This window comes from Trichocoleus desertorum AS-A10, assembly GCF_039962155.1.
GTDB lineage: Bacteria > Cyanobacteriota > Cyanobacteriia > FACHB-46 > FACHB-46 > Trichocoleus.
Genome location: NZ_JAMPKN010000024.1, coordinates 40,915 through 62,285, shown reverse-complemented (window position 1 = coordinate 62,285; position 21,371 = coordinate 40,915). Strand labels below are relative to the sequence as shown.

Genomic DNA, 21,371 nt, shown 5'->3' with positions numbered 1-21,371 from the left:
AACAGCAGCAAGCCGGACCAGCCAACGAAGACGAAGCGATCGCGTTTCAGCCAGTCGTCGAGGGCGTCGAACCACCCCCGCTCTGCCTGCGCGCGTCCCATTGCTATGGTCATTTCAAATCCTCTTACTATTGCAGCAAAAAGTTTTTTGCCTCAGTGACACTCTTCTCATTATCCAAGGTTAGAAAAGTTTCTGCCTGGTATCGAGAAAGTTGCGAGTTTTCAGTTTAATGTCGGCCAATATGCTTGCTGAGGTTGAGCCTTAGCCATATTGGTCCTCGCTGGCCTTGTCTAGGCAACCGACATCCGATCCTGAGATAGGAGTTAACGTTTCTATATGATAGAAAATATCAGGATTTTTACAATCTGACACGTACTCTCTCAGCAATCTTTGGCTCTTAGGCCGCTTAACTCATACTATAGGGTTGTGGGATTAGATAATTCCAGTTTGGAATTCCACTTCTTTAATTTTTGCGAATTTATATTGAGCGAGTCGCATGACTGCACAAGCTGCTTCCAAAGGGAATCTCGTCCTACGTCAACCGATTTTAGGATCTCGTCGTTTCAGTAACTACTGGTGGGCAACCGTTGTCTCGATTGGAGCCACTGGATTTGCTCTATCAGGTCTGTCTAGCTATCTCAAGGTAAACCTGCTGCCTGTATCCGACCCAACTCAACTAGTTTTTGTCCCGCAGGGACTGGCCATGAGTTTCTATGGAGTCGCAGGTTTACTACTCGCGCTCTACCTATGGCTAGTAATTATTGCGGACGTAGGGGGCGGTTACAACGAATTCAATCAAGACAAAGGCACAGTCCAGATTTTTCGTTGGGGATTTCCGGGGAAGAATCGGCGCATCGAAATTACTTGCCCAATTTCGGATGTCCAAGCGGTACGTGTTGATCTTAGAGAAGGATTGAATCCGCGCCGCGCTCTTTATTTAAGGCTTAAGGGACGTAATGACATCCCCTTAACGCGGGTAGGCGAACCGCTACCTCTATCGGAACTAGAGAATCAAGGTGCTGAGTTAGCTCGCTTTCTGAACGTTCCCTTAGAAGGCCTGTAACCATTAGTTCCCCATGAGTTCGGTGCTTTTTAGCAACTATCCCTTCACTCGATTAGGATTTGGTATCCCATTAGACTCTTTGGGACTCAGTCAGTTCTGTTGAGAGAAGGGATCGTCGCATGAGATGATAAGTGGCTCTGATTGAGTAGGTAACGGAACATGCAGATGCGGCGTTGGTTAGTGTCACTTCTAGTGGTTAGTGCTTTGGTAGCAGGAGGATGTTCTCCTCAAGAAACATCTCCTTCACCATCTGACAGTTCATCTGCTGCCACCACTCCTTCGGCAAGCGCAACTCCAGTTAGCAGCCCTGGGCCTGCAAATCTGCCTCGCTTAGAGGGTAAAGCAACCGTAGAACTGACTGTGAAAGGTGGCAAGCCCATCACGATTGAGGTGGATGGCACGAATGCACCCATCACAGCCGGAAACTTCGTGGACTTGGTGCAACAAGGTGTTTATGACGGTTTAGTCTTTCATCGAGTAATCCGAGAGCCGCAACCCTTTGTCGTCCAAGGGGGCGACCCGCAAAGTAAAGATCCTAATTTCCCCTTAGAACAATTGGGTACGGGCGGTTTTGTAGACCCCGCGACTGGTCAACCTCGCAACATTCCTTTGGAAATTAAGCCAGAAGGCAGCGCATCTCCGGTTTACGGCAAAACATTGGATACGGCTGGCATTGCTGCGGCTCCTCAGCTAAAGCACACCCGTGGAGCTGTGGCAATGGCTAGGGCATCTATTCCCGACTCTGCTTCTTCGCAGTTCTACGTTGCTCTAACAGATTTGAAATTCCTGGATCGGGATTATGCCGTTTTTGGCTATGTGACTCAGGGCATGGATGTGGTGGATAAGATCCAGCAAGGCGATCGCATTGAGTCGGCCAAAGTCACTAAAGGCATTGAAAACTTGAAGCAGGGTGGCGCAGCGGCAACTCCTAGTCCCTCACCTTCTCCCCAATAAGTCGCTTTCTGGCGAGCTAGGTAGCAGGTGCTGTGGACGTAGTTGTAACAGGCATTGGCTTAGTGTCTGCGTTGGGTGATACCTTGCAGTCGAGCTGGCAGAAACTTCTGGCTAATCAATCCGGAATTTTGCTGCGGCAGCCTTTTCCAGAACTAGAACCACGTCCTCTAGCCATGTTGGGCAAGTTCCCAGTGGCGCTTAATTGCTTAGCTCAACAGGTGGTAGCCGCAGCTTTACAAGATGCAGGTTTAGCAACTCCTCTGGCTGACTGTGGAGTTGTGATCGGCTCAAGCCGCAGTTATCAAAGCCAATGGGAGCTGCAAGTACGGCAACGCCTAATGGCCCAAGCTCTACCGGATGATCCGATCGCGCTTCCTTGGCTAGATACACTGCTAGGGCAAGTAGCGATCGCAGCAGCTCGACAAATCGGCAGTGGTGGCCCTGTTTTGGCACCAATGGCGGCTTGCGCAACTGGGTTATGGGCGATCGCGCAGGGCTATGAGCTGGTACGAACGGGGCAATGTCAGCGGGTGATTGCAGGAGCAGTAGAAGCGCCGATTACTCCTCTGACTTTAGCTGGGTTTCAGCAGATGGGGGCCTTAGCAGCCACAGGGGCGTACCCTTTCGATCGCCGCCGAGAAGGCTTGGTATTGGGGGAAGGAGCGGCTGTATTGGTCTTAGAACCAGCCGAGTTAGCTCAGCAGCGATCGGCCTCGATCTATGGCCATATCTTAGGGTTTGGCTTCACTGCGGATGGTTATCACATGAGCGCCCCCGACCCGACAAGCCGCACCGCAATCAATGCGGTCAAGCAATGTCTCGAGCGCAGTCATCTCACTCCAGAAGCGATCGACTACATCCATGCTCACGGCACGGCGACTCAACTCAACGATCGCAACGAAGCGCATTTGATTCAGCATGTGTTTCCGCAAGGGGTTCCCGTGAGTTCGACCAAAGGAGCCACGGGTCATACGCTAGGAGTCTCTGGAGCTTTTGGCGCTGCTTTTTGCCTCATGGCGTTACGACACCAGATTTTGCCGCCTTGTGTAGGACTACAGCAACCAGAATTTGATTTGAATTTTGTGAGGTCAGCTGGCGATCGCGCTGTTCAAAATGCTCTCTGCTTTAGCTTTGGCTTTGGCGGGCAGAATGCGGTTCTGGCGTTCAGCCAATAATTTCAACCAAATCGTTATTGGAATTTGGGTCGGAAGTTTTAGGCAAAACTCAGCCATTTCAGCTCAACTTCAGGCACTATTCTACAAATAGAGTTGATGCCCTGCTTACATCTCTTGCATCTAATGAGCTGGTGCAATTTAAGTAGGTGCGATCGCCCCGTCCCCACTTTGAGTTCACTTCCATGACCCTAAGCGAACAAATTCTCTCCACCCTGCCTGGAGATATTCTGGGAGGACTCCGGCGTACTGACGACTTGTGGTACAAACTACGCCACCAGCAACTTCCCGTTCCTACAGTGGTGCAAACTAGTCAGGAACCCTTAGCAGCAGTCGATTGGGATGTTGTAATCTGCGGGGGAACTTTAGGAATTTTTATTGGCGCAGCTTTAGCTCAGCAAGGTTGGCGAGTTGCACTCATTGAGCGGGGTGCGTTACGCGGGCGGGAGCAAGAGTGGAACATTTCACGTCAAGAACTACAGGTTTTCCTAGAACTAAATCTCTTGACTGAACCGGAATTAGAGCAGGCGATCGCCACAGAGTACAATCCTGCCCGCATTAGTTTCTCAGGAGGTTCTGACCTTTGGATGCGCGACATTCTCAATATTGGGATTGACCCAGTTTTCTTGCTGGATAAGCTCAAGTCACGCTTTTTAGCCAGTGGCGGTAAGCTACTGGAACACACAGGTTTTGCAGGTGCGATCGTCCACTCCAACGGGGTGACAGTCAAAGCAGGGCAAGACCTGAAGGCACGGTTACTGATTGATGCGATGGGCCATTTCTCACCCATCGTGCAGCAGGCTCGGCAAGGTCAAACTCCGGATGGCATCTGCTTAGTCGTTGGGACTTGTGCTCAAGGCTTTCCCAAAGACGATTCCGGTGATTTGTTAGTGTCGTTCACCCCGATTCAAAACCAGTGCCAATATTTTTGGGAGGCCTTTCCCGCCCGTGATGGCCGTACGACCTACCTGTTTACCTATCTAGATGCCCACCGCGATCGCTTTAGCTTAGAAACGTTATTTGAGGAATATTTCCGGCTGCTACCTGAATATCAACAAATTGAGTTGTCTCAGTTGCAGTTTCAGCGGGCCTTATTTGGCCTGTTTCCCTGCTACCAGAACAGCCCCTTGCAACCGTCCTGGAATCATGTTTTGCACGTGGGGGATAGTAGCGGTAGCCAATCACCGCTGAGTTTCGGTGGCTTTGGGGCAATGGTGCGGCACTTGGAGCGGCTTAGCTTGGGGATTCATGAAGCTTTAACCAGCAATGCGCTCGATCGCCAAGCTTTAGCTCTCCTTCAGCCCTACCAACCGAATGTCTCAGTTACTTGGTTATTCCAGAAGGCGATGAGCGTGGGGGTGCACCAGCAAGTAGCCCCCAATCAAATTAATCAATTGCTAGCAGATGTCTTTCAAGAAATGGCTCAGTTAGGCGAGTCTGTGCTGCGGCCTTTCTTGCAGGATGTCGTCCAGTTTTCCGCTCTTTCCCGCACCCTTTTGCAGACCTCTCTGGCCCATCCCAGCTTAGTCGCCAAAATTGTCCCGCAAGTGGGTCTTCCTGCTCTGCTTAATTGGACGCGGCACTTCGGCGGCTTAGCGCTTTATAGCGCTTTATATCCCGTAGGGAACGCGATCGCCCCTTGGACCGAAAGTTGGTCTCCCACCCAGAAATACTATTTTCAGCGCTGGCTACAGGCGTGGCAGTATGGCGCAGGCGGTGACTATAAAGGCTCAAACTAAAAATTAGAGATTTGTAAAAATTCAATGCAACTTTAGGTGTAGTCAAGAGATTTTAGTGAGCCTTTCCGGGTGTGCAGGCGATCGCTAGAAAGACTTCATTAAATTGCTGCTGATCCCTCCAGTCGTAGTCGAATCAGCTAAACACTGAGTTTGGTTATTGAGGCTGAGTTTAATTGTCGGGAAAGCATGACTCTATTTCCAGCCGCTGTCTGGAATTGGGTCACGCTAGGGTGATAGAAGAAATCAGCAGCAAGATACTGACATATTCCATCCAGACTACCGACACTGAAGGAAACGCTTCAGATTCTGCTTGTAGCGAACTTGAACAGACAACATGAAGAAAGTTCTTTTTATTCTGGGGGAGTTGACTGATGATGACATCGACTGGATGATCGCCATCTCTACTCAAGAGCGAGTTCTAGCAGGCACAACCTTGATCCGCGAAGGACAACTAATTGATGCCCTGTACATTATTATTGACGGCACTTTCACGGTTTCTGTGCAAGCATTAGGTGACAAAGAAGTTGCACACCTTTCTAGCGGCGAAGTTGTAGGTGAAATGTCCTTTGTGGATGAGCGACCTCCCTCAGCCACTGTGACAGCAGCAGTAGAATCTTTAGTGCTTTCGATTCCTCGCGAGGAACTCGCTACCAAGCTGCAACAAGATATCGGTTTTGCCTCCCGGTTTTACCGCGCCCTAGCTATTTTTCTCTCCGATCGCTTGCGAGGTACTGTAAGTCGGCTCAGTTCTGGTCGAGAACCATCCGCTGAGGAGCGCACCGCTCAGGAAAATAGCTTGGCTCCCAATATTCGCGATAACCTGGCTTTGGGAAACACCCGCTTTGACTGGCTCCTCAGACGGCTCCGAGGCATGAACGCTCAAACCCTTGAGTAAAATGACTCGTTTGATGAATGTTACGAGCACCTAATCACGTAATGGCGTAAGGCAAGAATTCATGACGGATCTTCCGTGGGCGCGACAATGCTTCTACCGTACGATCGCTCAACCTGATGAGCAGATTAATTTGGCAGAAGCAGCGCTTTACATCGCCCAAGAAGAATACCCAGACCTGGATATAGAAGCTTACTTCAATGCCCTAGATACAATGGCCAGTGAGGTGGAAGAACGTCTGCCCACTGAGCGGTATCCGCTGCGGATGATCCAAAGTATCAACCAGTATCTCTACGAGGACTTAGGGTTTACGGGAAACACCTCTGACTACTACGACCCCCGTAACAGTTTCCTCAACGACGTGATCGAGCGCCGGACGGGTATTCCGATCACGCTTTCCTTGGTTTATATGGAAATTGCGCGACGAGTGAACTTCCCTATGACAGGGGTGGGGATGCCAGGACATTTTTTAATTCGTCCCAGCATTGAGGAAATGGAGGTCTATGTCGATGCCTACCATCATGGTGAGACTTTATTTGCAGAAGATTGTCAAACTCGCCTAAATCAAATCTATGGTCAGTCCGTGGAGTTGCAACCCGTCTTTCTACAACCCATTGGTCCGCGCCAGTTCTTAGCCCGGATGCTGACTAATCTCAAAATGATTTACCTCAATCGGGATCAAGCGCAGAAATCTTTGGCGGCGATCGAGCGGATTTTACTCCTGTTTCCGGATGCTCCCTTAGAACTGCGCGATCGCGGCATTTTGCACTACCATCTAGGTGCCTGGCCTGAAGCGCACCAAGACTTAAAAACTTACCTGGCTAAAGTACCGGATGCGGAAGATGCTGTGGCAATTCAACAATTGCTCGATCGGATCGCGCCAAACCTTTAAGCAGGTTGAATCCGATAGGCACAACGGCGATCGCCTTGGATGATATGCTCGACTCGCTCTACTGCCACACCTGACCCCAGAAGGGTTCTAAACATTTCCAACTCAGAACCACACAACTTCTGGCACGTTTGAGCAGCCGCACAGATGGGGCAGTGATTCTCGATTAGCAGCCAACCTCCTTCTGCCTCCAAGACCTCAGCCATGTAGCCTTCTTGGGTTCGGAGGTGAGCGAGATGTCGCACTGGTTCAGCAATACCTGCTTGAGCAACCCACTCTTGCCAAGTTGGCTCTGCGATCGCCCCTGATATCGCTTCTGGCAGTTTTGTCGCGTAGGTTTGCAATTGGCGACGCATCCGGTCGGCCAATAGTTTTTCTAAACCTGCTGTGCCAAACAAAGTTTCAACTTCTAAGAGCAAGTCAGTCATGAGGTCAGCATGACTGTCAGGAAATAATTGCAGCGATCGCTCTGTTAGTTGCCAAAGCTTGACAGGACGACCCAAGGGACGACGCTCCTCTTGATAACTCACCCATTGTTCGGCTTGTAGCACCTGTAAATGTTGGCGTACTGCCATCGGAGAGACTTGCAACTGTTCAGCTAGAGTTGTGGCAGTCTGAGCCCCCTGAGTTTTTAGCAGATGTAAGATTTGATCTTTGGCTTTTTGTTTATCCTCTAGTGATTCTGGGGAAGTCGTCGAAGAATGTTTCATAAAGTCTGGATGAAGGCCAATAGGCTTTTAAGCTGAATTTAGAAAAAATGCTTAGATCTCAGTGAAGCTACGATGGAATTCGCCTCTAGAATGGGTAAATTGAGATAGCTCTAGATCAATCTATCAGGTTCAACCTCCATCTATGGGTATAAAAATTAATCGCTCCATCCTCTTTATCGTCACTTGCAGCGCTGTTGGCGTCATTCTAGGAGGAACTGCAAGCTGGGCAGATAGCAATAGCTGTCTCCAGGCTGAAACGCCGACGAATACATGCTTGACTCAGGACCCAACGGTTAAGACGATGGAAGGCATGAGTAGTGGTTTAGTTGCGGGTGCTGGTGCAGCCCTGGGTGCAACTTTCCATCTCAATCGCAAAGATTAACTTCATCACCTTAAGCATTCATGTAGGGAATTTCATAGTGAGGCAGGGCTTCACTATGTTTCCCGTTTGCTAGGACAAGCTATCAGAACTGATAGTGATAGGTCTGCTTTGCAGATGCTTTACCCAAGGTTACCCAAAAACTCAGAGGTACAGCATTGCCTTGAGCATCAACCTTGACCTCCACCACAATCGGTTGCGTGGCTTGGTTCGCTTGAGCTGTATTAATGTTTTGGTTGATGGCATCTCGCTGGTCTTCTGGAATGTAATAGCGCTCTAAGCCGTACTGAACCGTACTATTGTTGATTTGGCCTCGGAGGATGACCTGATTTTGAGCCAGATTAGCGGGGCGATCGCTGCTGATACGAACTGCTCGCCAAGGTGACGGCGGGTTAGCACTAGCAGCACCCGGAGCTTCTAGCACCAGATAGAAGAACTTAGTCGCAGGCCACTCAGAATTCGCAGCTTTTTGTCGCTCAACCTCGCTCCAACCTGGAAGCTGACGCAAGGTATCTACTCGAGAAATGTCATAGCTGAGTGTGACTGAGTAGCCGCGCAACAGGTCGTAGGGATCTACAGGAGCCGTCTTTAGAATCACGGTTCGACCTGTGAGTTGGGTGTGCAGTGATTGAGCTGGAATCGTCAGAATAAGAGCAGCTTGGCATACCAAAGGTAGCCAGAATCTCCAGCTCGGCAATGTTCTAGAAGCGGACGGAGTGGGTGCCATCAATTTTCCTCCTCGGTTGGGTTAGGAGCGGCTGGTGGATAATAGTAGGTGCTAAGCGTGCGAATGTAGCGCTCGAACCAAAGACCGATGGCAATGATCCCCAAACCGCACAAGAAGAGAACGAAAGACTTAAACACCAAGCCAGTACTGTACTCAAACAGCCGACTCAAAATTTGTAGGGTTAACAAAGTCATACCGAGCCAGAAAGTGGAGCGTTGACCCGCCGCAATACCTTCCCGAATCAAGCCTGCTCCCAGTAGAAACAACAGAACATTTGCGATGAAGACGGCGATCGCTGATCTGAATTCTCCGCTAGGGGGAAAAAATGGCAGTACCGCAATAATGCCAATAAAAATAGCTATGACTGGCGTCGTAAGTTGGAGGGGACGGCGTAGAAGATCATTTCTAAGTTGTCGGGTGAGGTACACCCACTCCAATACAGTTAGACCTAAAAGCACTCCAGTGTTGACCCAGATAGGGTTAAACATTTCTGGGGTTGTTCTTGCGGGGTAGTAGCTGGGTTGGCCATCCCAAAACCAATGGAACGAGAGCCAGTACAGCAGCGCACTCAGAAACAACAGCGCTAAGCTACGCGCTAGAAACCGAAAAGGACGGCGCACCTCTGCACTCGGCGGTCGAGGTTGGCCCAGCCTGAACCAAAAGGTATCGTCATAAGCCCAGAGCAATGCTGGGGGCAGGGTAAAGGCGATCGCCCTTGCCCAATTGGTGCCGATTAGCAAGCGGCCATAACCGAAAGTTCCAGAACTTAGGTTGGCTTCAAAAGCCGAAATCACTGCGATCGCGCCCAACACAAAAATGATACGAGAACGACACCAATAAGCTAGGGGAATGGCGAGTAGGCCGATACAGAGCGGCATATATTGCAATAGCCAGCGTAGCCAGATGCTACCGAGCTCTAGCGATCCCGCGTTGAAGACTGCCTGCCAGTAGCCCCACCCTAGCAGCAGCATGACTATGACTCCCAAGGAGGTAAGGCGCAAACTATACGCCATCGCTATCACTCCCAATCCCCACACCAAATAGAGTTCATGGCTGGGGCCGTTTACCTGAAACATCTGAGCCATCAGCGCCAAGTTTGCGCCTAAAACTAGGGTGCCGAGGAGTAGTAAGCCTTGGCCGAGCCGTTGCTGCCAGCGCTCCGTACCGAAAGTGTATCGCTGCCGCCAGAGGTAAAATCCAGCGGTATTGACGCCTACGAATAAACTGAGCAACAGCGTCATCTTGACGGATCGGGGCCACTCCTGCCAGTTGGCTGCCACAAAGGTAATGACCGCTAAACCGACTAGAATGCTGCCGAGACCAATCAAAACCAGCGTAAAGCGATTGCGGGCTGCCGTTTCTAAAGTGTTGAACTGATAACGCTCGGCAATTTGTTGGTATTGAGTCGTATCAATTAAACCATCTCTGCGCCAGTACTCTGCTTCCTGGCGTAGCTGATATCGAAATTTGTCTGAAGGCATAAGAACCTCCTGCTTAGGCTGACTAATAGGCCATAAGCAGTTGAGTGACAGCAGGATTTAAGCTAAAGAACCAGACGATGAATTTTTCTAAAATCGTTGCAGTTCTAGCTTATTTTTACTGTGTCATTAGCAGCCCAATCAACAGATATAGCTAGACCAGATTCTGGACCTCCACAACCCAGGAGACAGATTACTAGAAGCTGATGTTAGGAGCTCTTTTTGTTAGACGGCGAGGCAGGTCGATTGGTCGTAGGGTTGCTGGGAGTTTGCGGTCTTGGTGCAGGAGTTTCTGGGTGCAACTGCTGCCGACCATTGCGAATAATACGGACCATTTCGCTCAATTGCTGCTCCATATCGCCTAGGACGCGATCGGCGTAGACATCTGCACCTTCTTGGATGTCTTCACACTCCGCGATCGCCATCCGTCGCATTTCATCCAAGTCTTGCTGAGCTTGACGACGCATGCGGTCAATTTCATCCATCGTCTGCTCTTGCATGGCTTCACATTCTTGCTGCACGCGCTGGCGGATTTGTCGGGCTTCCATCTCAGCTTGCCGAATAATGCCTAGCTCATCTAGAATCTGGGCGGCCCGCCGTTCTGCTGCTTCTACAAGTTCCTGGGCATATTGCTCAGTCTGCAACAGAATGTCATCTTTATGCTGCAGCAAATCTTCCGCATCTCGAAAAGCAGTCGGTAAGTTGAGCCGCACCAAATCTAGTTGGTCGAGCAACTGCTCTTCATCAATAAGCGTGCGGCGGCTCAGGGGAATACGAGGGCTATCTAGAATCATTTCTTCTAGCCGATTCAGCTCTCGTTGAATATCTACGCTGCCTGCCCGCACAGCATCTCCATAGGAGTTTACGCTTTGGGATGATCCAGCGTGGAGATTGGGTCCATCACGGTCGGGGCTGCTACTGGATGAGTCTTGGCGTAACATCGGCTGTAAATATCTAGGGCAACATGTTTAGGAACGAGATGATCGACAGGACCACCAAACTTGGCAATCTCTTTCACCAGACTACTACTTAGGAAACTGTATTCGTTAGAAGTTGCTAGAAAAACTGTTTCGATCTGGTCCGAAAGTGTCTTGTTTGTGTGAGCCATCTGGAGTTCCTTCTCAAAATCGGACAGTACCCTGAGGCCCCTCAACAGTACTTTAGCCTGCCGAAGATGAGCATATGTCACGGCTAATCCATCAAAGCTATCCACCTGCACTCTAGAAATATGGCTGGTTGCCTGCCGGATTTGCTCAATTCGTTCCTCTACAGTGAACAGAGGCATTTTATTTGGGTTGCGTAGTACTGCCACAATTACCGTGTCAAAAAGCCTCGCCCCTCGCTGAATAATGTCGAGGTGGCCAAAGGTAATGGGATCGAAACTACCGGGATAGATGGCAATCAAAGCAGATGGTAATAGCTGAGGTTTAAGCAATCTAGGATCAGGCAATCAAAGCAACAAAGCTTATTTTGCCAAGACCAGGAAATTCAGTAGATTCAGTAATAGTAAAGCTTTTTTAGTCTCGTCTGTTGTATCGCGGTGAATAGTTTGGATTGCCTGAACTGGAATCACTGACGCTGGCACTGTAGGACCCGGTACACCCGCTTTTTTGACATTTCAAGATATTCCCCGCTCCAGAAGGAAGCAGAGACGATCCATGACTCATCCACCCACAGGTGCTCCATTGCCCAATCTGGCCTTGATTGATCAAGCACAGCAAGCGATCGCAGACTTTGAGCGCTCCGTGGCTCCAGGGATGTGGCCTTACCTCGACAAGGCGACAGTTGTGGCGGAAATGCGATCGCGAATTACTGACCCTTTTCAAATTAATCAGGGAGGTCAACCGTTTTGCGGGCCTGCTGCGATCGCCTTCGAGCTGGTGCGGAAGCAGCCCGTACGCTATGTCGAAATTTGCCGCAGCTTGTTCGAGGTGGGCAGTTTTCAGTCAAAAACTCGTCGAGTAGAAGCCACGAGTCGCTTGCGCCAGAGTCAAGGTCGCCTGCGGATGGGCCAAGCGGATTGGATGCTACTTTCCACCCTACGCGATTCTGAAAACTTGCTGTTTCCCGTTGATCCAGGTGCCCCTGATGTGATGCGTAATTTGTCAGGCATGACCAAATCTTGGGAAATGAAAGGCTGGGTGCGCGAAATTCTCGGCTACCGCGATGTGAAGTATGACCACACCTATTTGTTTGGGGAGTTTGAAGCCCTCACCGAAGCTGCTGATGTGATTGCGGCTGGAGGTGTAGCGTTTGCTTTGATCACAGCGGAAGGGCTTTTGCAGAATAAAAAACCATTATTGCCCTACCCTAGCCACTGGGTCACGCTTGTAGGCAATATCGTCATCCAGAAAGGTCAGTTTCTTCAGCATGATAGCGGTCACTTTAGCTGCGATATTTACTCGTGGGCTAAAAAGATGAAGCTGGATGCAGACGAAGGGCCGTTTGAGGATTATTTTTGGGGTGTAGTACTGGGTCGCCCTTAGTTCAATCTTGGAGCCGTTTGAGATAGACGCGATCGCACCGGGCAGTTTCTACCCCAGCGGCAGGCTGATAACTATTGCTTTCGTAGAGTTTGACAGCCTCAGCTAGAACACTGGCAGTCTCAATCCAGATAGTTTGGAACGGCTGCGCGGCGATCGCTTGCTCTAACTGGTGCAACAAATATTTGCCCAGTCCTTGTCCTCGCACTTCGGGCAACAAGTACATTTTGCGAATCTCAACTGCCGCTTCTCCGCGATCCACAGGATAATAGGCCGCTGTCCCCACAACACGATTTTGACGTTCCACCACCCAGAATTCACCGCCCACTGCTTGATAGCAAGCTTCGACTTCCAAGACATCGCGATCGGCTCCTTCCGGTTCCCAGTCCAAGCCATACTCTGCCAAGACGACACGAATCACCTCAGCCGCAGCAGTGCGATCGCGCGGTTCCCAAGACCGAATCACAAAATCTCGGTAGCACCTTGGCATTAGCTATGAATCCTGGGTTCTGGATGTAGCGTCGCTAGCAACTGACTTTCGACTGTTGCCAACTCTTCTAAGCGTTGCTCCACCAGCGATCGCTCATAGTAGGTCGTCGCCAAGACCCAATAGGCTCCATAGTGTCTTGCTTCTGAAGCCATCAAGGCCCGGTAGAATCGTGCTAGTTCTGGGTCAGGAACATGAGCTGCTAACAAGCCTAGACGTTCGTGACTGCGGGCTTCAATTAAGCCACAAACCAGCAAGAAATCTAGCAAACGCTCTGGTTCATGGCGACGAATTTGCTGATTTAACCCTGCACCATAAGGCGGGGCAGACAGAGGCCCCAATGGCACGCCGCGCCGCTCCAGAATTTGATTGACTTGCTCAAAGTGCTCTAGCTCTTCTTTGGCGATCGCCGTTAGAGCTTTCACCATCTGGGTGTTAGACGGGTAGCGAAACATCAGATTCAACGCCACGCCTGCGGCTTTGCGTTCGCAATGGGAGTGGTCTAGTAGAACCGTATCTAAGTTAGCCAGGGCTTGCTCGACCCAAGCAGAGGCAGTGGGTTGCTGCAAAAACTTAATTTTGGGTAATTCGGAGGCCACCACGGCGGCGATCTAAACCAGAAACACAACAATTTGCACCATAACAGGTTTCCGGAGAGATGACAGGCGCGAGCTTGAAAGGAGAAGGCGCAATCGCTTTACGAAAATTAGTCTCCGATCTCCTGAGTCTTGATGTGTTGCAAGGAATTAAGTCTTGATAGCGAAATCGATCGCTTGCTGGGGTCGCGGGAACCCTAAATCAGGAGCTTTAGGAGTTGTAAATGTTAAGTCAGAACGAGGCGAATAGACCCCGTCAATTTTCCCGGCGGGCGTTTTTAGCGCTAGGAGGTGCGGCCCTCACCCAAGTCCTTGCCCAAGTAGAATCTGTAGATGCAGCTCGTCCAGCTCGTGTGATTCGGCGTCGAGTTGCAGGCATTCCCTTCTACCAAACCACGATTGACTTAACTGACCCCAAAACTTTCATCACGATTGGCTTACCTCATCGGGCTCCTATAGCCAACAGCGCTCACGTTTCTTACGGAGACGAAGCTTTTGGCAGAATCGTGGCTCGTTCCCATGCGGCAGTCGTGGCGAATGGCACCTTCTTTAGCACTGACGGAGAGAAGCGAGTCATGGGCAACGTGGTGGCAGAAGGCCGATTCCTCAAGTACAGCCCTTGGGAGAACTATGGAACCACTTTGGGCCTAAGAGCAGGAAATGAACCAGAAATGGTAACAGCCAGAGTGGATGGCAAGCCTGACTGGCAAGAGCATTGGTTTTCGATTACCAGTGGCCCCAGGCTATTGAGGCAAGGCAAAGTTTGGCTGGCCCCCAAATCAGAGGGTTTTCGAGATCCGCGTGTGTTGGGAGTGGCGTCACGAGCTGCGATCGGTTTCCCACGTGGCGGCAAAAAATTAGTTCTAGTTACCTTTCTGGCTAACTTATCTTTAGAGCGAGAAGCCAAAATCATGCGAGCGATCGGCTGCTACGAAGCCATGAATCTAGATGGAGGCTCCTCTCTAGGACTAGCTAGCCATAGCAAAATTTTGGTCCGTCCAGGACGTGAACTCACCAATGTCATCGTTGTTTACGATGCCAAGCATCCTGCACCTACAGCTCTGAAGGATTCTTGGACGATGTTTCAACGAGGCGATCGCCCTACGTTACGTGCTTAAGTTATCCAGGTTTCTGAGTTAGCAACTGCCACTTAGCATTCAGACCAAGTTCAGGGTCAAGTGGCAGCTAGCTGCTGAAGGTGATGAACTAAGGCATGTAGCCCTAAGCGGTAGCTTTCAGGGCCAAAACCACTAATTTGCCCAACAGCCACGGGTGCGATAAAGGAATGGTGTCGAAATTCTTCGCGACGGTAGATATTACTGAGATGCACCTCAACGGTGGGGAGATTAACTGCGGCGATCGCATCTCGTAGGGCCACACTTGTGTGGGTATACGCGCCAGCATTGATTAAAATTCCTTGATGATGTCCCTGAGCAGCATGAATGGCATCAACCAAAGCACCCTCGTGATTTGATTGCAAGGTAGAGACCTTGACTTGTAGGGCTTGCCCTTCCTGCTCTAGCGAACGGTTAATTTCATCTAAGGTCACACAACCATAGATCCCTGGTTCACGTTGCCCCAGGAGATTTAGGTTAGGCCCATGCAGAACTAAAACGCTTAGCAAGCGCATCAACCTATGCTTTTACAAGTTGACATTAACGACGGCGATCGTTAACGGGAATTGGAATTGGCTCTGGCTCTGGCTGAGCTTCTGGCCCCAGCAGAGCATCAATTAGCTTACCAACTAACTCTTTTAGCTTTTCTAGGACTTTGTCAATCAAATCCATTAAACCAGTAGCTCCTTCTAGTTAGCCTACAGCTTTTGCTCCAAAGACAAAAATAGCGGCTAAGTTAACAGAGGGTTTTCTTTACTTGATCATAACCAATGATCAAAAATGATCAAGGCCAGAATTGCAAATCCTTAAAAAGCTGAGTCTTTTAGCAGCGATCGCGTCAAAAGCCTACGCCGCAATTGATCCAGGGCAGTACAAGCGCTAATTCGTTGAATCCAACTCCGCCCCCGGAAAGAGCCAAATTGATATTCGTAGCTCTCTATTTCATCCTGTGGGCCTGCGAGCCCAATATAGACTAAGCCAACAGGTTTAGAGGTAGTACCGCCTCCAGGCCCCGCAATACCTGTAATGCTGAGTCCCCAAGTCGTGCCTAAGCGCGATCGCACCCCAGCAGCCATTTGCTTAGCGATCGTATGGCTCACCGCTCCGTGCTGTGCTAGGTCTTGCGCGTTCACACCCAGCAGCGAAATCTTAGCTTGGTTGTCATAGGAAATGACCCCACCCATGAAATAATTTGAGCTGCCAGGGATGCTGGTAAGCATTTGGCCCAGGCCACCTCCTGTGCAAGATTCAGCTGTACTCAGGGTCTCATGAGCAGTTTGTAAGTACTCGCCTACCACTGACGCTAAGCTGTCTTCATCAGCACCGTAATAATCTAATCCACCAATTTGGCGTAGCTGGTGCTCTACAGGTTCGATTAATTGGCGTGCTATTGCTTCCGACTCTGCCCGTGCGGCAATCCGCAACTTCACTTCTCCGTGATTGGCATAAGGCGCGACTGTGGGATTGCCTAAATCCAGAAACGGCGCGACTTTCTCAGCCAGGGCTGATTCATCAATGCCCCAAAATTTCAGCATGCGGCTGTGAATAATTTCTTGTCCCCAGCCTTGTTGTCGCAGGTAAGGCACTGCCGTTTCTTGCCACATCAACTGCATTTCCGAGGGCACTCCCGGAAAGGTCAGAATCGTCAGGCCTGTGCGGGGTTGCCAGATGACTCCTGGAGCACTGCCTGAGGAATTAGGGAGCACTTCAGCCCCCTCTGGCAACAAAGCTTGCTTCCGGTTGCTCGGAGACATCTGCCGCCCCCGACGCGCATATTTCTGGGTAATATCTTCCAGAATTTCTGGATGCTCGACCAGCGGCACATCAAAGAAGTCGGCTAGCGTCTCGATAGTGAGGTCGTCCGGCGTTGGTCCCAAGCCTCCAGTGAGAATAATTAGGCGCGATCGCTCACAGGCAATAGCTAAAACTTTTTTGAGCCGGAGGGGATTATCTCCCACTACAGTCTGATAGTAGTGAGGAATCCCTAGCTGAGCTAACTGCTGCGCTAAAAATTGCGCGTTCGTATTCAGAATATCTCCCAAGAGCAGCTCAGTGCCAACACAAATCACTTCAGCACTCAGACTCATAGACATTCCTCTATAAAACTTCAGCAGTTAGCCACTATTTTTAGTTGTGATTGGTGCTTAGGCTGAGCACAGCCAAAACCTGCTAGGTGCAAATTTGGTTAACGGGCTCGCGCTTGCTTGCGTACTTGCCAACTGGTGTAACTCAGCAGCGCAGTCGCACCGAAGGCATAAGCAATACCACTGGGCATGCCAGAAACAGCCAGGGCAATACTACCAACCCACAAAGTTAACGAGTAAATAAATAAAACCGTTAAGCGATGTGAGAGTCCTGCTTGTAACAGTCGATGGTGTAAATGGCGCTTATCAGCCACAAAAGGAGACTTACCACTCCGCAGACGGTCTAAAATTACCGCCGACATATCCAGAATGGGCACGGCCAAAATTAGGTAGGGCAACACGACCGCGACAGTAGTGACACTCTTAACCAAGCCGATGACACCTACCCCAGCGAGGGTGAAACCGATGAAGTAGGCTCCCCCATCACCCATAAAGATCTGAGCGGGATTAAAGTTGTAGCGCAGAAAGCCCAGAGCCCCCCCTGCTAAAGCAGCTGCAATTAAGGCAGCAGCGGGTTGGTTCATGAATAAACTTGCAACCAGCATGACTACGGCAGCAATCCCGGAAACTCCTGCCGCTAAGCCATCCAAGCCATCAATCCAATTAATTGCATTGGCCATGCCCACCAACCAGATCACGGTGATGGGTAGGCTGATCCAATCGGGTAGAGAAACTAGACCGTCGAAAGGAATAGAGAGAAATTCAATCTGTACACCCACCTTCCAGGCTAAGCCAGCAACAACGGCTTGCACAATTAGGCGAGTCAGGGGCGACAGACCAATTAGGTCATCGGTCAAGCCAATTAAGAAAAAGGCTAAACCACCAATGGTGACTCCCCAAACTTCATATTCTTTGTCAGGGGGAAGCAGACCGAATCCGCCCGTCCACCAAACGATCAGCAAGGCAACGAGGGTGCCTGCGAAAATAGAAACACCTCCCAAGCGAACCATGGGTCGTTGATGAACCTTGCGATCGCCAGGGAGGTCTACTCGTCCACTTTTGAGGCCAATTTTTCTAACAATTGGCGTACTCCAGAGGACGATGAGGGCGGAGACGAGAAATGCAACCAGGTGATAGAGCTGGTATGGCATCAGGAAAATAGAGTAGGGTTCAGCCAAAAGTACTGTCAGGCAGAGTCTACTATATTTCAGCCAGTTACAGGCGAATAAATCCGGACGCCAAGATAAATTTCTATGCCAAAACTGGCACAGGAATACTCAGATGCGGATAAAGCGGGAATCCAGCGCACAAGGTAGCGACTCGTTGACGGCAAGCTTGCGCGATCGCCTCGTCTTCAGGATTGAGCAGTCGATCGGCAATGATGTTGGCAATTTCCGCAAACTCAGTGGTTCCCATACCACGAGTGGTCATGGCAGGGGAGCCGAGTCTGAGACCGCTGGTGACAAACGGTGACTCTGGATCAAAGGGCACCGTATTTTTGTTGGCTGTGATGTTAACCCCACTCACCAACTGGTCTGCTCTTTTGCCAGTCATGCCAATCGAGCGCAAATCTACCAGCATTAGGTGGTTGTCGGTGCCACCCGAAACAATCTTGAACCCGCGTTGCTGTAGCTGGCTAGCCAAAGCTTGAGCATTTTCAATCACTTGGCCTGAATAAGTTTTGAATTCTGGCTTCAAGGCTTCCCCAAACGCCACTGCTTTGGCTGCAATCACATGCTCTAGAGGCCCGCCTTGAGTTCCAGGAAAGACCGCTTTATCGAACTTTTTGCCGAGTTCAGGATCGCGGGTCATGATTAATCCACCTCTGGGTCCACGCAGGGTTTTGTGGGTGGTGGTGGTGACAACATCGCAGTAGGGCAGGGGATTCGGATGGTGTCCAGTCGCGACTAATCCAGCAATGTGGGCGATGTCTGCGAGTAAGTAAGCGCCAACTTCATCGGCGATCGCCCGGAATTTATCGAACTGAATAATCCGAGGATAAGCGGAGTAACCACAGACAATCAATTTAGGCCGATGCTGGATTGCTAACTCGCGAATTTGGTCGTAGTCCAGTTGCTCAGTTTCTTGGCTGACGCCGTAGTGGCAAACCTTAAACCACTTGCCAGAAACGTTAACCGGAGAGCCGTGGGTTAAGTGGCCACCGTGAGACAAGTCCATGCCCATAATGGTGTCGCCTGGTTCTAGTAGAGCCAAGAAAACAGCAAAATTGGCTTGCGCCCCTGAATGGGGTTGGACATTAGCGTGGGCAGCACCAAAGAGTTGCTTAATGCGATCGATCGCGAGTTGCTCGATCTGGTCTACATATTCACAACCACCGTAGTAACGTTTTTGGGGGAGGCCCTCGGCGTACTTATTGGTTAGCACTGAACCTTGAGCTGCTAGCACGGCGGCAGAGGTAAAGTTTTCACTCGCAATCAGCTCTAAGTGATCACGCTGGCGCTGTAGTTCTTGCTGGACTAAATCAGCAATGTCGGGATCAGTGTTGGCTAGGAAGTCTAAATTAGTTTGAGTCACAGAGCGAACCCCTAGTGAAAGTAATGTCAGAACGGCTGCAAGCTCAGGTTGGCTACCCTTCAGTAGTAATTACTATGGTGCCAGCTTTGGCAATTTTTTCCTGAATCAATAATCATAACTCCGAAGGACAGAGTGAGAAAGGCACTTTATTAGTTACCAACGATTGATCCGCCTTGATGACGTTAGCGATCGCAGGGTATGAAGTGAGGGATCAAGAAGTTTTGGCAAAGTGATGCCAAGAACACTACTAGCTAAAAGTGGGGAGACTAAACTTCAGATTAAGCTCTGTATGCTTCACCCTCATTTCCCCTAGTGACGACTTAAAATACAGGCAGTGGGATCGGGGAACCACCGGAGGTAGCGAATGCTTGTCATCTTAATAGGTGATCAATTACTCTCCCCTCAGCAAGTTTGCCAAAGTTGCCTTTTAGCAGATCGCAGCGGCCAACCTCGTTGGAATCAGGGACGGCTGCGCTGTGGTCACGCGATTCATAAACTGAGCGAGAGCCAACCGGACCAATACGAATGTCAAATGGGTTTTCGCATCGCCAATATCGAATGAGCGCGCAATCTATGAGCCAATGCGCCCAGCTAGTTGCGATCGTCCGCCTACCAGGCTCAGTTTTCACTTCAGCCTGCGCATTTGAACCTTGAGGCGTTGAGTTTTAGCTCAGACGGCACCAGTCAGAGATTGGAGTTGCGTTATCCTGAGCTTAGTAATCATTATCCGACAACTCTTAGGAGCCAAACAATGACTTGGCGCGGATCAACCAGTGTTCCTGATCGCATTTTTGCAGCTTTACCTTACCTACTTCCGCTCATTGATGGATTGCGATTCGGTGAGTTTTTGTTCAGCCAATTTCCTGTCCTTCAGCTGATTTTCCTGCCCATCTTGCCAATTGTTCAAATCTATCAAACCGTTCCCTTTGCAGGTCTCATTGTTTTCTTTGCCTTGTTTTTCCTCGTGGTTAGAAACGAGCGAATTAATCACTTCATTCGCTTCAATACCATGCAGGCGATTTTGATAGATATTGTTTTAATGCTTTGTAGTCTAGTATTACCGTTCTTAGTCAGAGCTATCCCAGTCACTCTAATTGTAGAAACGCTATATAACGTTGTCTTCTTGGGTGTTTTAGCTGCCTTCGTTTACGCAGTCGCTCAATCCCTATTCGGACGTTATGCCGAAATTCCCACTATTTCAGACGCAGTGTACATGCAGGTGCGTTAATACTTAGAGATTAATCTGCGGTTAGCGTTGACTTGTTGTTACTCCGCAACTACAAACGTGCCGCTTTCCGCGCGACTACCCAGTTGTCGAGGCTACCAATACCTTCAATTTCTACCCGCACGCGATCGCCTACTTGCAGCGGCCCTACTCCTTCTGGGGTTCCGGTTAGCACCACATCGCCTGGAAGCAAAGTCATGATCTGGCTGATGTAAGACACTAGTACATCGGGAGTAAAAACCATCTGCTCAATCAAAGCCGATTGGGCGGGTTCTTGGTTTTCATTCACAATGGTTTGCAGTCTTGCTCCTGGGCTCAGTTCCCGAACAATCCAGGGTCCCAGAGGACAAAACGTATCAAACCCTTTTGCCCTTGTCCATTGACTGTCTCGGCGTTGCAAGTCTCTAGCAGTGACATCGTTAGCAATGGTATAACCCCAGATTTTGCTCTGGGCTTGCTCTGGGGTGCAGTCTACACAGCGCTCCCCGATGACAACAGCCAACTCTCCTTCGTAATCCACTCTTTCAGTTTGGGAGGGGTAGTTAATTTCTGTCCCTGCTGCGGTAACAGCCGTTGGGGGCTTTAAGAACAGTAGAGGTTCTTTCGGAACTTCCCCTCCCATTTCGGCTGCATGTTTAGCGTAATTCTTGCCTACCGCCACAATCTTAGAAGGGGCACAGGGCGCTAAAAGCTGATAGCTGTCTGGCTTTAGCTCTAGATCAGTGGGTTGCCCCTTTAACCAGGGAGGTGCATCTAGCACCTGTACGCCTCGGTTTAGCTGCAACAAGCCGTAGTAAATTTGGCCTTCAGGTGTTTGAACTCGGACATAGCGCTGTGCCATAG

At 50.1% G+C, this 21,371-nt stretch carries 24 protein-coding genes and 1 pseudogene; 11 read left to right on the top strand and 14 right to left on the bottom strand.

Translation table 11 applies throughout. From position 1 onward, the window contains the following. Positions 1-113, bottom strand: a pseudogene (locus NDA01_RS22920) (photosystem II D2 protein (photosystem q(a) protein)); the annotation flags it as partial. 383 nt (positions 114-496) lie between these two features. Here NDA01_RS22920 and NDA01_RS22915 point away from each other — a divergent pair. From NDA01_RS22915 to NDA01_RS22890, 6 genes are all read left to right on the top strand, one after another. Further along, positions 497-1,063 carry a photosystem I assembly protein Ycf4 gene (locus tag NDA01_RS22915; RefSeq protein WP_190436400.1) on the top strand — a complete coding sequence of 189 codons (567 nt, stop codon included), beginning with the start codon at positions 497-499 and terminating at the stop codon, positions 1,061-1,063. A 165-nt stretch (positions 1,064-1,228) separates the two neighbouring features. Further along, the gene (locus NDA01_RS22910; RefSeq protein ID WP_431193499.1) at positions 1,229-2,017 is read left to right on the top strand and encodes a peptidylprolyl isomerase; all 789 of its coding nucleotides are present in this window, start codon (positions 1,229-1,231) and stop codon (positions 2,015-2,017) included. Between the two features lie 32 nt (positions 2,018-2,049). Continuing rightward, on the top strand, positions 2,050-3,192 hold the full coding sequence (locus NDA01_RS22905) for a beta-ketoacyl-ACP synthase (protein ID WP_348229783.1): 1,143 nt from the start codon (positions 2,050-2,052) through the stop codon (positions 3,190-3,192). A gap of 182 nt (positions 3,193-3,374) precedes the next feature. Further along, the gene (locus tag NDA01_RS22900; RefSeq protein ID WP_348229782.1) at positions 3,375-4,928 is read left to right on the top strand and encodes an FAD-dependent oxidoreductase; all 1,554 of its coding nucleotides are present in this window, start codon (positions 3,375-3,377) and stop codon (positions 4,926-4,928) included. 334 nt (positions 4,929-5,262) lie between these two features. Next, positions 5,263-5,823 (top strand): cyclic nucleotide-binding domain-containing protein, encoded by a 561-nt coding sequence (locus NDA01_RS22895; protein ID WP_190436387.1) that lies wholly within the window; start codon positions 5,263-5,265, stop codon positions 5,821-5,823. A 61-nt stretch (positions 5,824-5,884) separates the two neighbouring features. Then, positions 5,885-6,712: a SirB1 family protein gene (locus NDA01_RS22890; protein ID WP_348229781.1), complete on the top strand. Its 828-nt coding sequence runs from the start codon at positions 5,885-5,887 to the stop codon at positions 6,710-6,712. On the opposite strand, the gene NDA01_RS22885 is transcribed toward NDA01_RS22890, so the two are convergent. Further along, positions 6,709-7,419, bottom strand: a complete 711-nt coding sequence (locus NDA01_RS22885; protein ID WP_348229780.1) for a helix-turn-helix transcriptional regulator — start codon at positions 7,417-7,419, stop codon at positions 6,709-6,711. The two genes, NDA01_RS22890 and NDA01_RS22885, sit on opposite strands and share 4 nt — an antisense overlap. 142 nt (positions 7,420-7,561) lie before the next feature. Here NDA01_RS22885 and NDA01_RS22880 point away from each other — a divergent pair, with 142 nt between their 5' ends. After that, a complete protein-coding gene (locus tag NDA01_RS22880) occupies positions 7,562-7,801 on the top strand; it encodes a hypothetical protein (RefSeq protein WP_190436379.1) in 240 nt (79 codons plus the stop codon). Between the two features lie 82 nt (positions 7,802-7,883). Here NDA01_RS22880 and NDA01_RS22875 read toward each other — a convergent pair whose 3' ends face one another. The 4 genes from NDA01_RS22875 to coaD form a co-directional block, all read right to left on the bottom strand. After that, positions 7,884-8,525 carry a GDYXXLXY domain-containing protein gene (locus NDA01_RS22875; protein ID WP_348229779.1) on the bottom strand — a complete coding sequence of 214 codons (642 nt, stop codon included), beginning with the start codon at positions 8,523-8,525 and terminating at the stop codon, positions 7,884-7,886. Further along, on the bottom strand, positions 8,525-10,006 hold the full coding sequence (locus NDA01_RS22870) for a DUF2157 domain-containing protein (protein WP_348229778.1): 1,482 nt from the start codon (positions 10,004-10,006) through the stop codon (positions 8,525-8,527). Before NDA01_RS22870 ends, NDA01_RS22875 begins: the two co-directional genes overlap by 1 nt. 206 nt (positions 10,007-10,212) lie before the next feature. Continuing rightward, the gene (locus NDA01_RS22865; RefSeq protein ID WP_431193498.1) at positions 10,213-10,848 is read right to left on the bottom strand and encodes an ATP synthase subunit B family protein; all 636 of its coding nucleotides are present in this window, start codon (positions 10,846-10,848) and stop codon (positions 10,213-10,215) included. Between the two features lie 17 nt (positions 10,849-10,865). After that, on the bottom strand, positions 10,866-11,408 hold the full coding sequence (gene coaD, locus NDA01_RS22860) for a pantetheine-phosphate adenylyltransferase (RefSeq protein ID WP_190436371.1): 543 nt from the start codon (positions 11,406-11,408) through the stop codon (positions 10,866-10,868). A gap of 253 nt (positions 11,409-11,661) precedes the next feature. Here coaD and NDA01_RS22855 point away from each other — a divergent pair, with 253 nt between their 5' ends. Further along, positions 11,662-12,489 (top strand): hypothetical protein, encoded by an 828-nt coding sequence (locus tag NDA01_RS22855; RefSeq protein WP_348229776.1) that lies wholly within the window; start codon positions 11,662-11,664, stop codon positions 12,487-12,489. A 1-nt stretch (position 12,490) separates the two neighbouring features. Here the strand turns inward: NDA01_RS22855 and NDA01_RS22850 are convergent, their stop codons facing one another. Next, positions 12,491-12,976: a GNAT family N-acetyltransferase gene (locus tag NDA01_RS22850; RefSeq protein WP_348229775.1), complete on the bottom strand. Its 486-nt coding sequence runs from the start codon at positions 12,974-12,976 to the stop codon at positions 12,491-12,493. Beyond that, positions 12,976-13,575, bottom strand: coding sequence for a MiaE family protein (locus tag NDA01_RS22845; RefSeq protein ID WP_431193497.1), 600 nt, complete (start codon positions 13,573-13,575; stop codon positions 12,976-12,978). Before NDA01_RS22845 ends, NDA01_RS22850 begins: the two co-directional genes overlap by 1 nt. Positions 13,576-13,793: 218 nt before the next feature. On the opposite strand from NDA01_RS22845, the gene NDA01_RS22840 reads away from it, so the two are divergent. Next, entirely contained in the window at positions 13,794-14,687 is an 894-nt protein-coding gene (locus tag NDA01_RS22840) for a phosphodiester glycosidase family protein (RefSeq protein ID WP_348229774.1), read from the top strand. A 56-nt stretch (positions 14,688-14,743) separates the two neighbouring features. On the opposite strand, the gene aroQ is transcribed toward NDA01_RS22840, so the two are convergent. The 5 genes from aroQ to glyA form a co-directional block, all read right to left on the bottom strand. After that, entirely contained in the window at positions 14,744-15,199 is a 456-nt protein-coding gene (gene aroQ / locus NDA01_RS22835) for a type II 3-dehydroquinate dehydratase (RefSeq protein ID WP_348229773.1), read from the bottom strand. Positions 15,200-15,224: 25 nt separating this feature from the next. Further along, complete coding sequence (locus tag NDA01_RS22830; protein WP_199295979.1) at positions 15,225-15,356, bottom strand: DNA topoisomerase I; 132 nt, start codon at positions 15,354-15,356, stop codon at positions 15,225-15,227. Positions 15,357-15,490: 134 nt separating this feature from the next. Continuing rightward, entirely contained in the window at positions 15,491-16,771 is a 1,281-nt protein-coding gene (locus NDA01_RS22825) for a competence/damage-inducible protein A (RefSeq protein ID WP_431193496.1), read from the bottom strand. A gap of 98 nt (positions 16,772-16,869) precedes the next feature. Continuing rightward, the gene (locus tag NDA01_RS22820) at positions 16,870-17,919 is read right to left on the bottom strand and encodes a glycosyltransferase family 4 protein (RefSeq protein ID WP_190436417.1); all 1,050 of its coding nucleotides are present in this window, start codon (positions 17,917-17,919) and stop codon (positions 16,870-16,872) included. Between the two features lie 100 nt (positions 17,920-18,019). Beyond that, on the bottom strand, positions 18,020-19,303 hold the full coding sequence (gene glyA, locus NDA01_RS22815; protein WP_348229772.1) for a serine hydroxymethyltransferase: 1,284 nt from the start codon (positions 19,301-19,303) through the stop codon (positions 18,020-18,022). Between the two features lie 364 nt (positions 19,304-19,667). On the opposite strand from glyA, the gene NDA01_RS22810 reads away from it, so the two are divergent. Together NDA01_RS22810 and NDA01_RS22805 are read left to right on the top strand one after the other, a co-directional pair. Beyond that, the gene (locus tag NDA01_RS22810) at positions 19,668-19,865 is read left to right on the top strand and encodes a hypothetical protein (protein WP_190553512.1); all 198 of its coding nucleotides are present in this window, start codon (positions 19,668-19,670) and stop codon (positions 19,863-19,865) included. 189 nt (positions 19,866-20,054) lie between these two features. Next, on the top strand, positions 20,055-20,531 hold the full coding sequence (locus NDA01_RS22805; RefSeq protein ID WP_190436355.1) for a Tic20 family protein: 477 nt from the start codon (positions 20,055-20,057) through the stop codon (positions 20,529-20,531). A 49-nt stretch (positions 20,532-20,580) separates the two neighbouring features. Here NDA01_RS22805 and NDA01_RS22800 read toward each other — a convergent pair whose 3' ends face one another. After that, entirely contained in the window at positions 20,581-21,369 is a 789-nt protein-coding gene (locus NDA01_RS22800) for a fumarylacetoacetate hydrolase family protein (protein ID WP_348229771.1), read from the bottom strand. Between the last annotated feature and the right edge of the window lie 2 nt (positions 21,370-21,371).

Coding starts and splice junctions, on each gene's coding strand:
- NDA01_RS22825 (WP_431193496.1), bottom strand. CDS start 16,771: ATGAGTCTGAGTGCTGAAGTGATTTGTGTTGGCACTGAGCTGCTCTTG.
- NDA01_RS22840 (WP_348229774.1), top strand. CDS start 13,794: ATGTTAAGTCAGAACGAGGCGAATAGACCCCGTCAATTTTCCCGGCGG.
- NDA01_RS22820 (WP_190436417.1), bottom strand. CDS start 17,919: ATGCCATACCAGCTCTATCACCTGGTTGCATTTCTCGTCTCCGCCCTC.
- NDA01_RS22915 (WP_190436400.1), top strand. CDS start 497: ATGACTGCACAAGCTGCTTCCAAAGGGAATCTCGTCCTACGTCAACCG.
- NDA01_RS22900 (WP_348229782.1), top strand. CDS start 3,375: ATGACCCTAAGCGAACAAATTCTCTCCACCCTGCCTGGAGATATTCTG.
- NDA01_RS22850 (WP_348229775.1), bottom strand. CDS start 12,976: ATGCCAAGGTGCTACCGAGATTTTGTGATTCGGTCTTGGGAACCGCGC.
- NDA01_RS22800 (WP_348229771.1), bottom strand. CDS start 21,369: ATGGCACAGCGCTATGTCCGAGTTCAAACACCTGAAGGCCAAATTTAC.
- NDA01_RS22810 (WP_190553512.1), top strand. CDS start 19,668: ATGCTTGTCATCTTAATAGGTGATCAATTACTCTCCCCTCAGCAAGTT.
- aroQ (WP_348229773.1), bottom strand. CDS start 15,199: ATGCGCTTGCTAAGCGTTTTAGTTCTGCATGGGCCTAACCTAAATCTC.
- NDA01_RS22895 (WP_190436387.1), top strand. CDS start 5,263: ATGAAGAAAGTTCTTTTTATTCTGGGGGAGTTGACTGATGATGACATC.
- NDA01_RS22885 (WP_348229780.1), bottom strand. CDS start 7,419: ATGAAACATTCTTCGACGACTTCCCCAGAATCACTAGAGGATAAACAA.
- NDA01_RS22830 (WP_199295979.1), bottom strand. CDS start 15,356: ATGGATTTGATTGACAAAGTCCTAGAAAAGCTAAAAGAGTTAGTTGGT.
- NDA01_RS22910 (WP_431193499.1), top strand. CDS start 1,229: ATGCGGCGTTGGTTAGTGTCACTTCTAGTGGTTAGTGCTTTGGTAGCA.
- NDA01_RS22805 (WP_190436355.1), top strand. CDS start 20,055: ATGACTTGGCGCGGATCAACCAGTGTTCCTGATCGCATTTTTGCAGCT.
- NDA01_RS22875 (WP_348229779.1), bottom strand. CDS start 8,525: ATGGCACCCACTCCGTCCGCTTCTAGAACATTGCCGAGCTGGAGATTC.
- NDA01_RS22870 (WP_348229778.1), bottom strand. CDS start 10,006: ATGCCTTCAGACAAATTTCGATATCAGCTACGCCAGGAAGCAGAGTAC.
- NDA01_RS22855 (WP_348229776.1), top strand. CDS start 11,662: ATGACTCATCCACCCACAGGTGCTCCATTGCCCAATCTGGCCTTGATT.
- NDA01_RS22890 (WP_348229781.1), top strand. CDS start 5,885: ATGACGGATCTTCCGTGGGCGCGACAATGCTTCTACCGTACGATCGCT.
- NDA01_RS22880 (WP_190436379.1), top strand. CDS start 7,562: ATGGGTATAAAAATTAATCGCTCCATCCTCTTTATCGTCACTTGCAGC.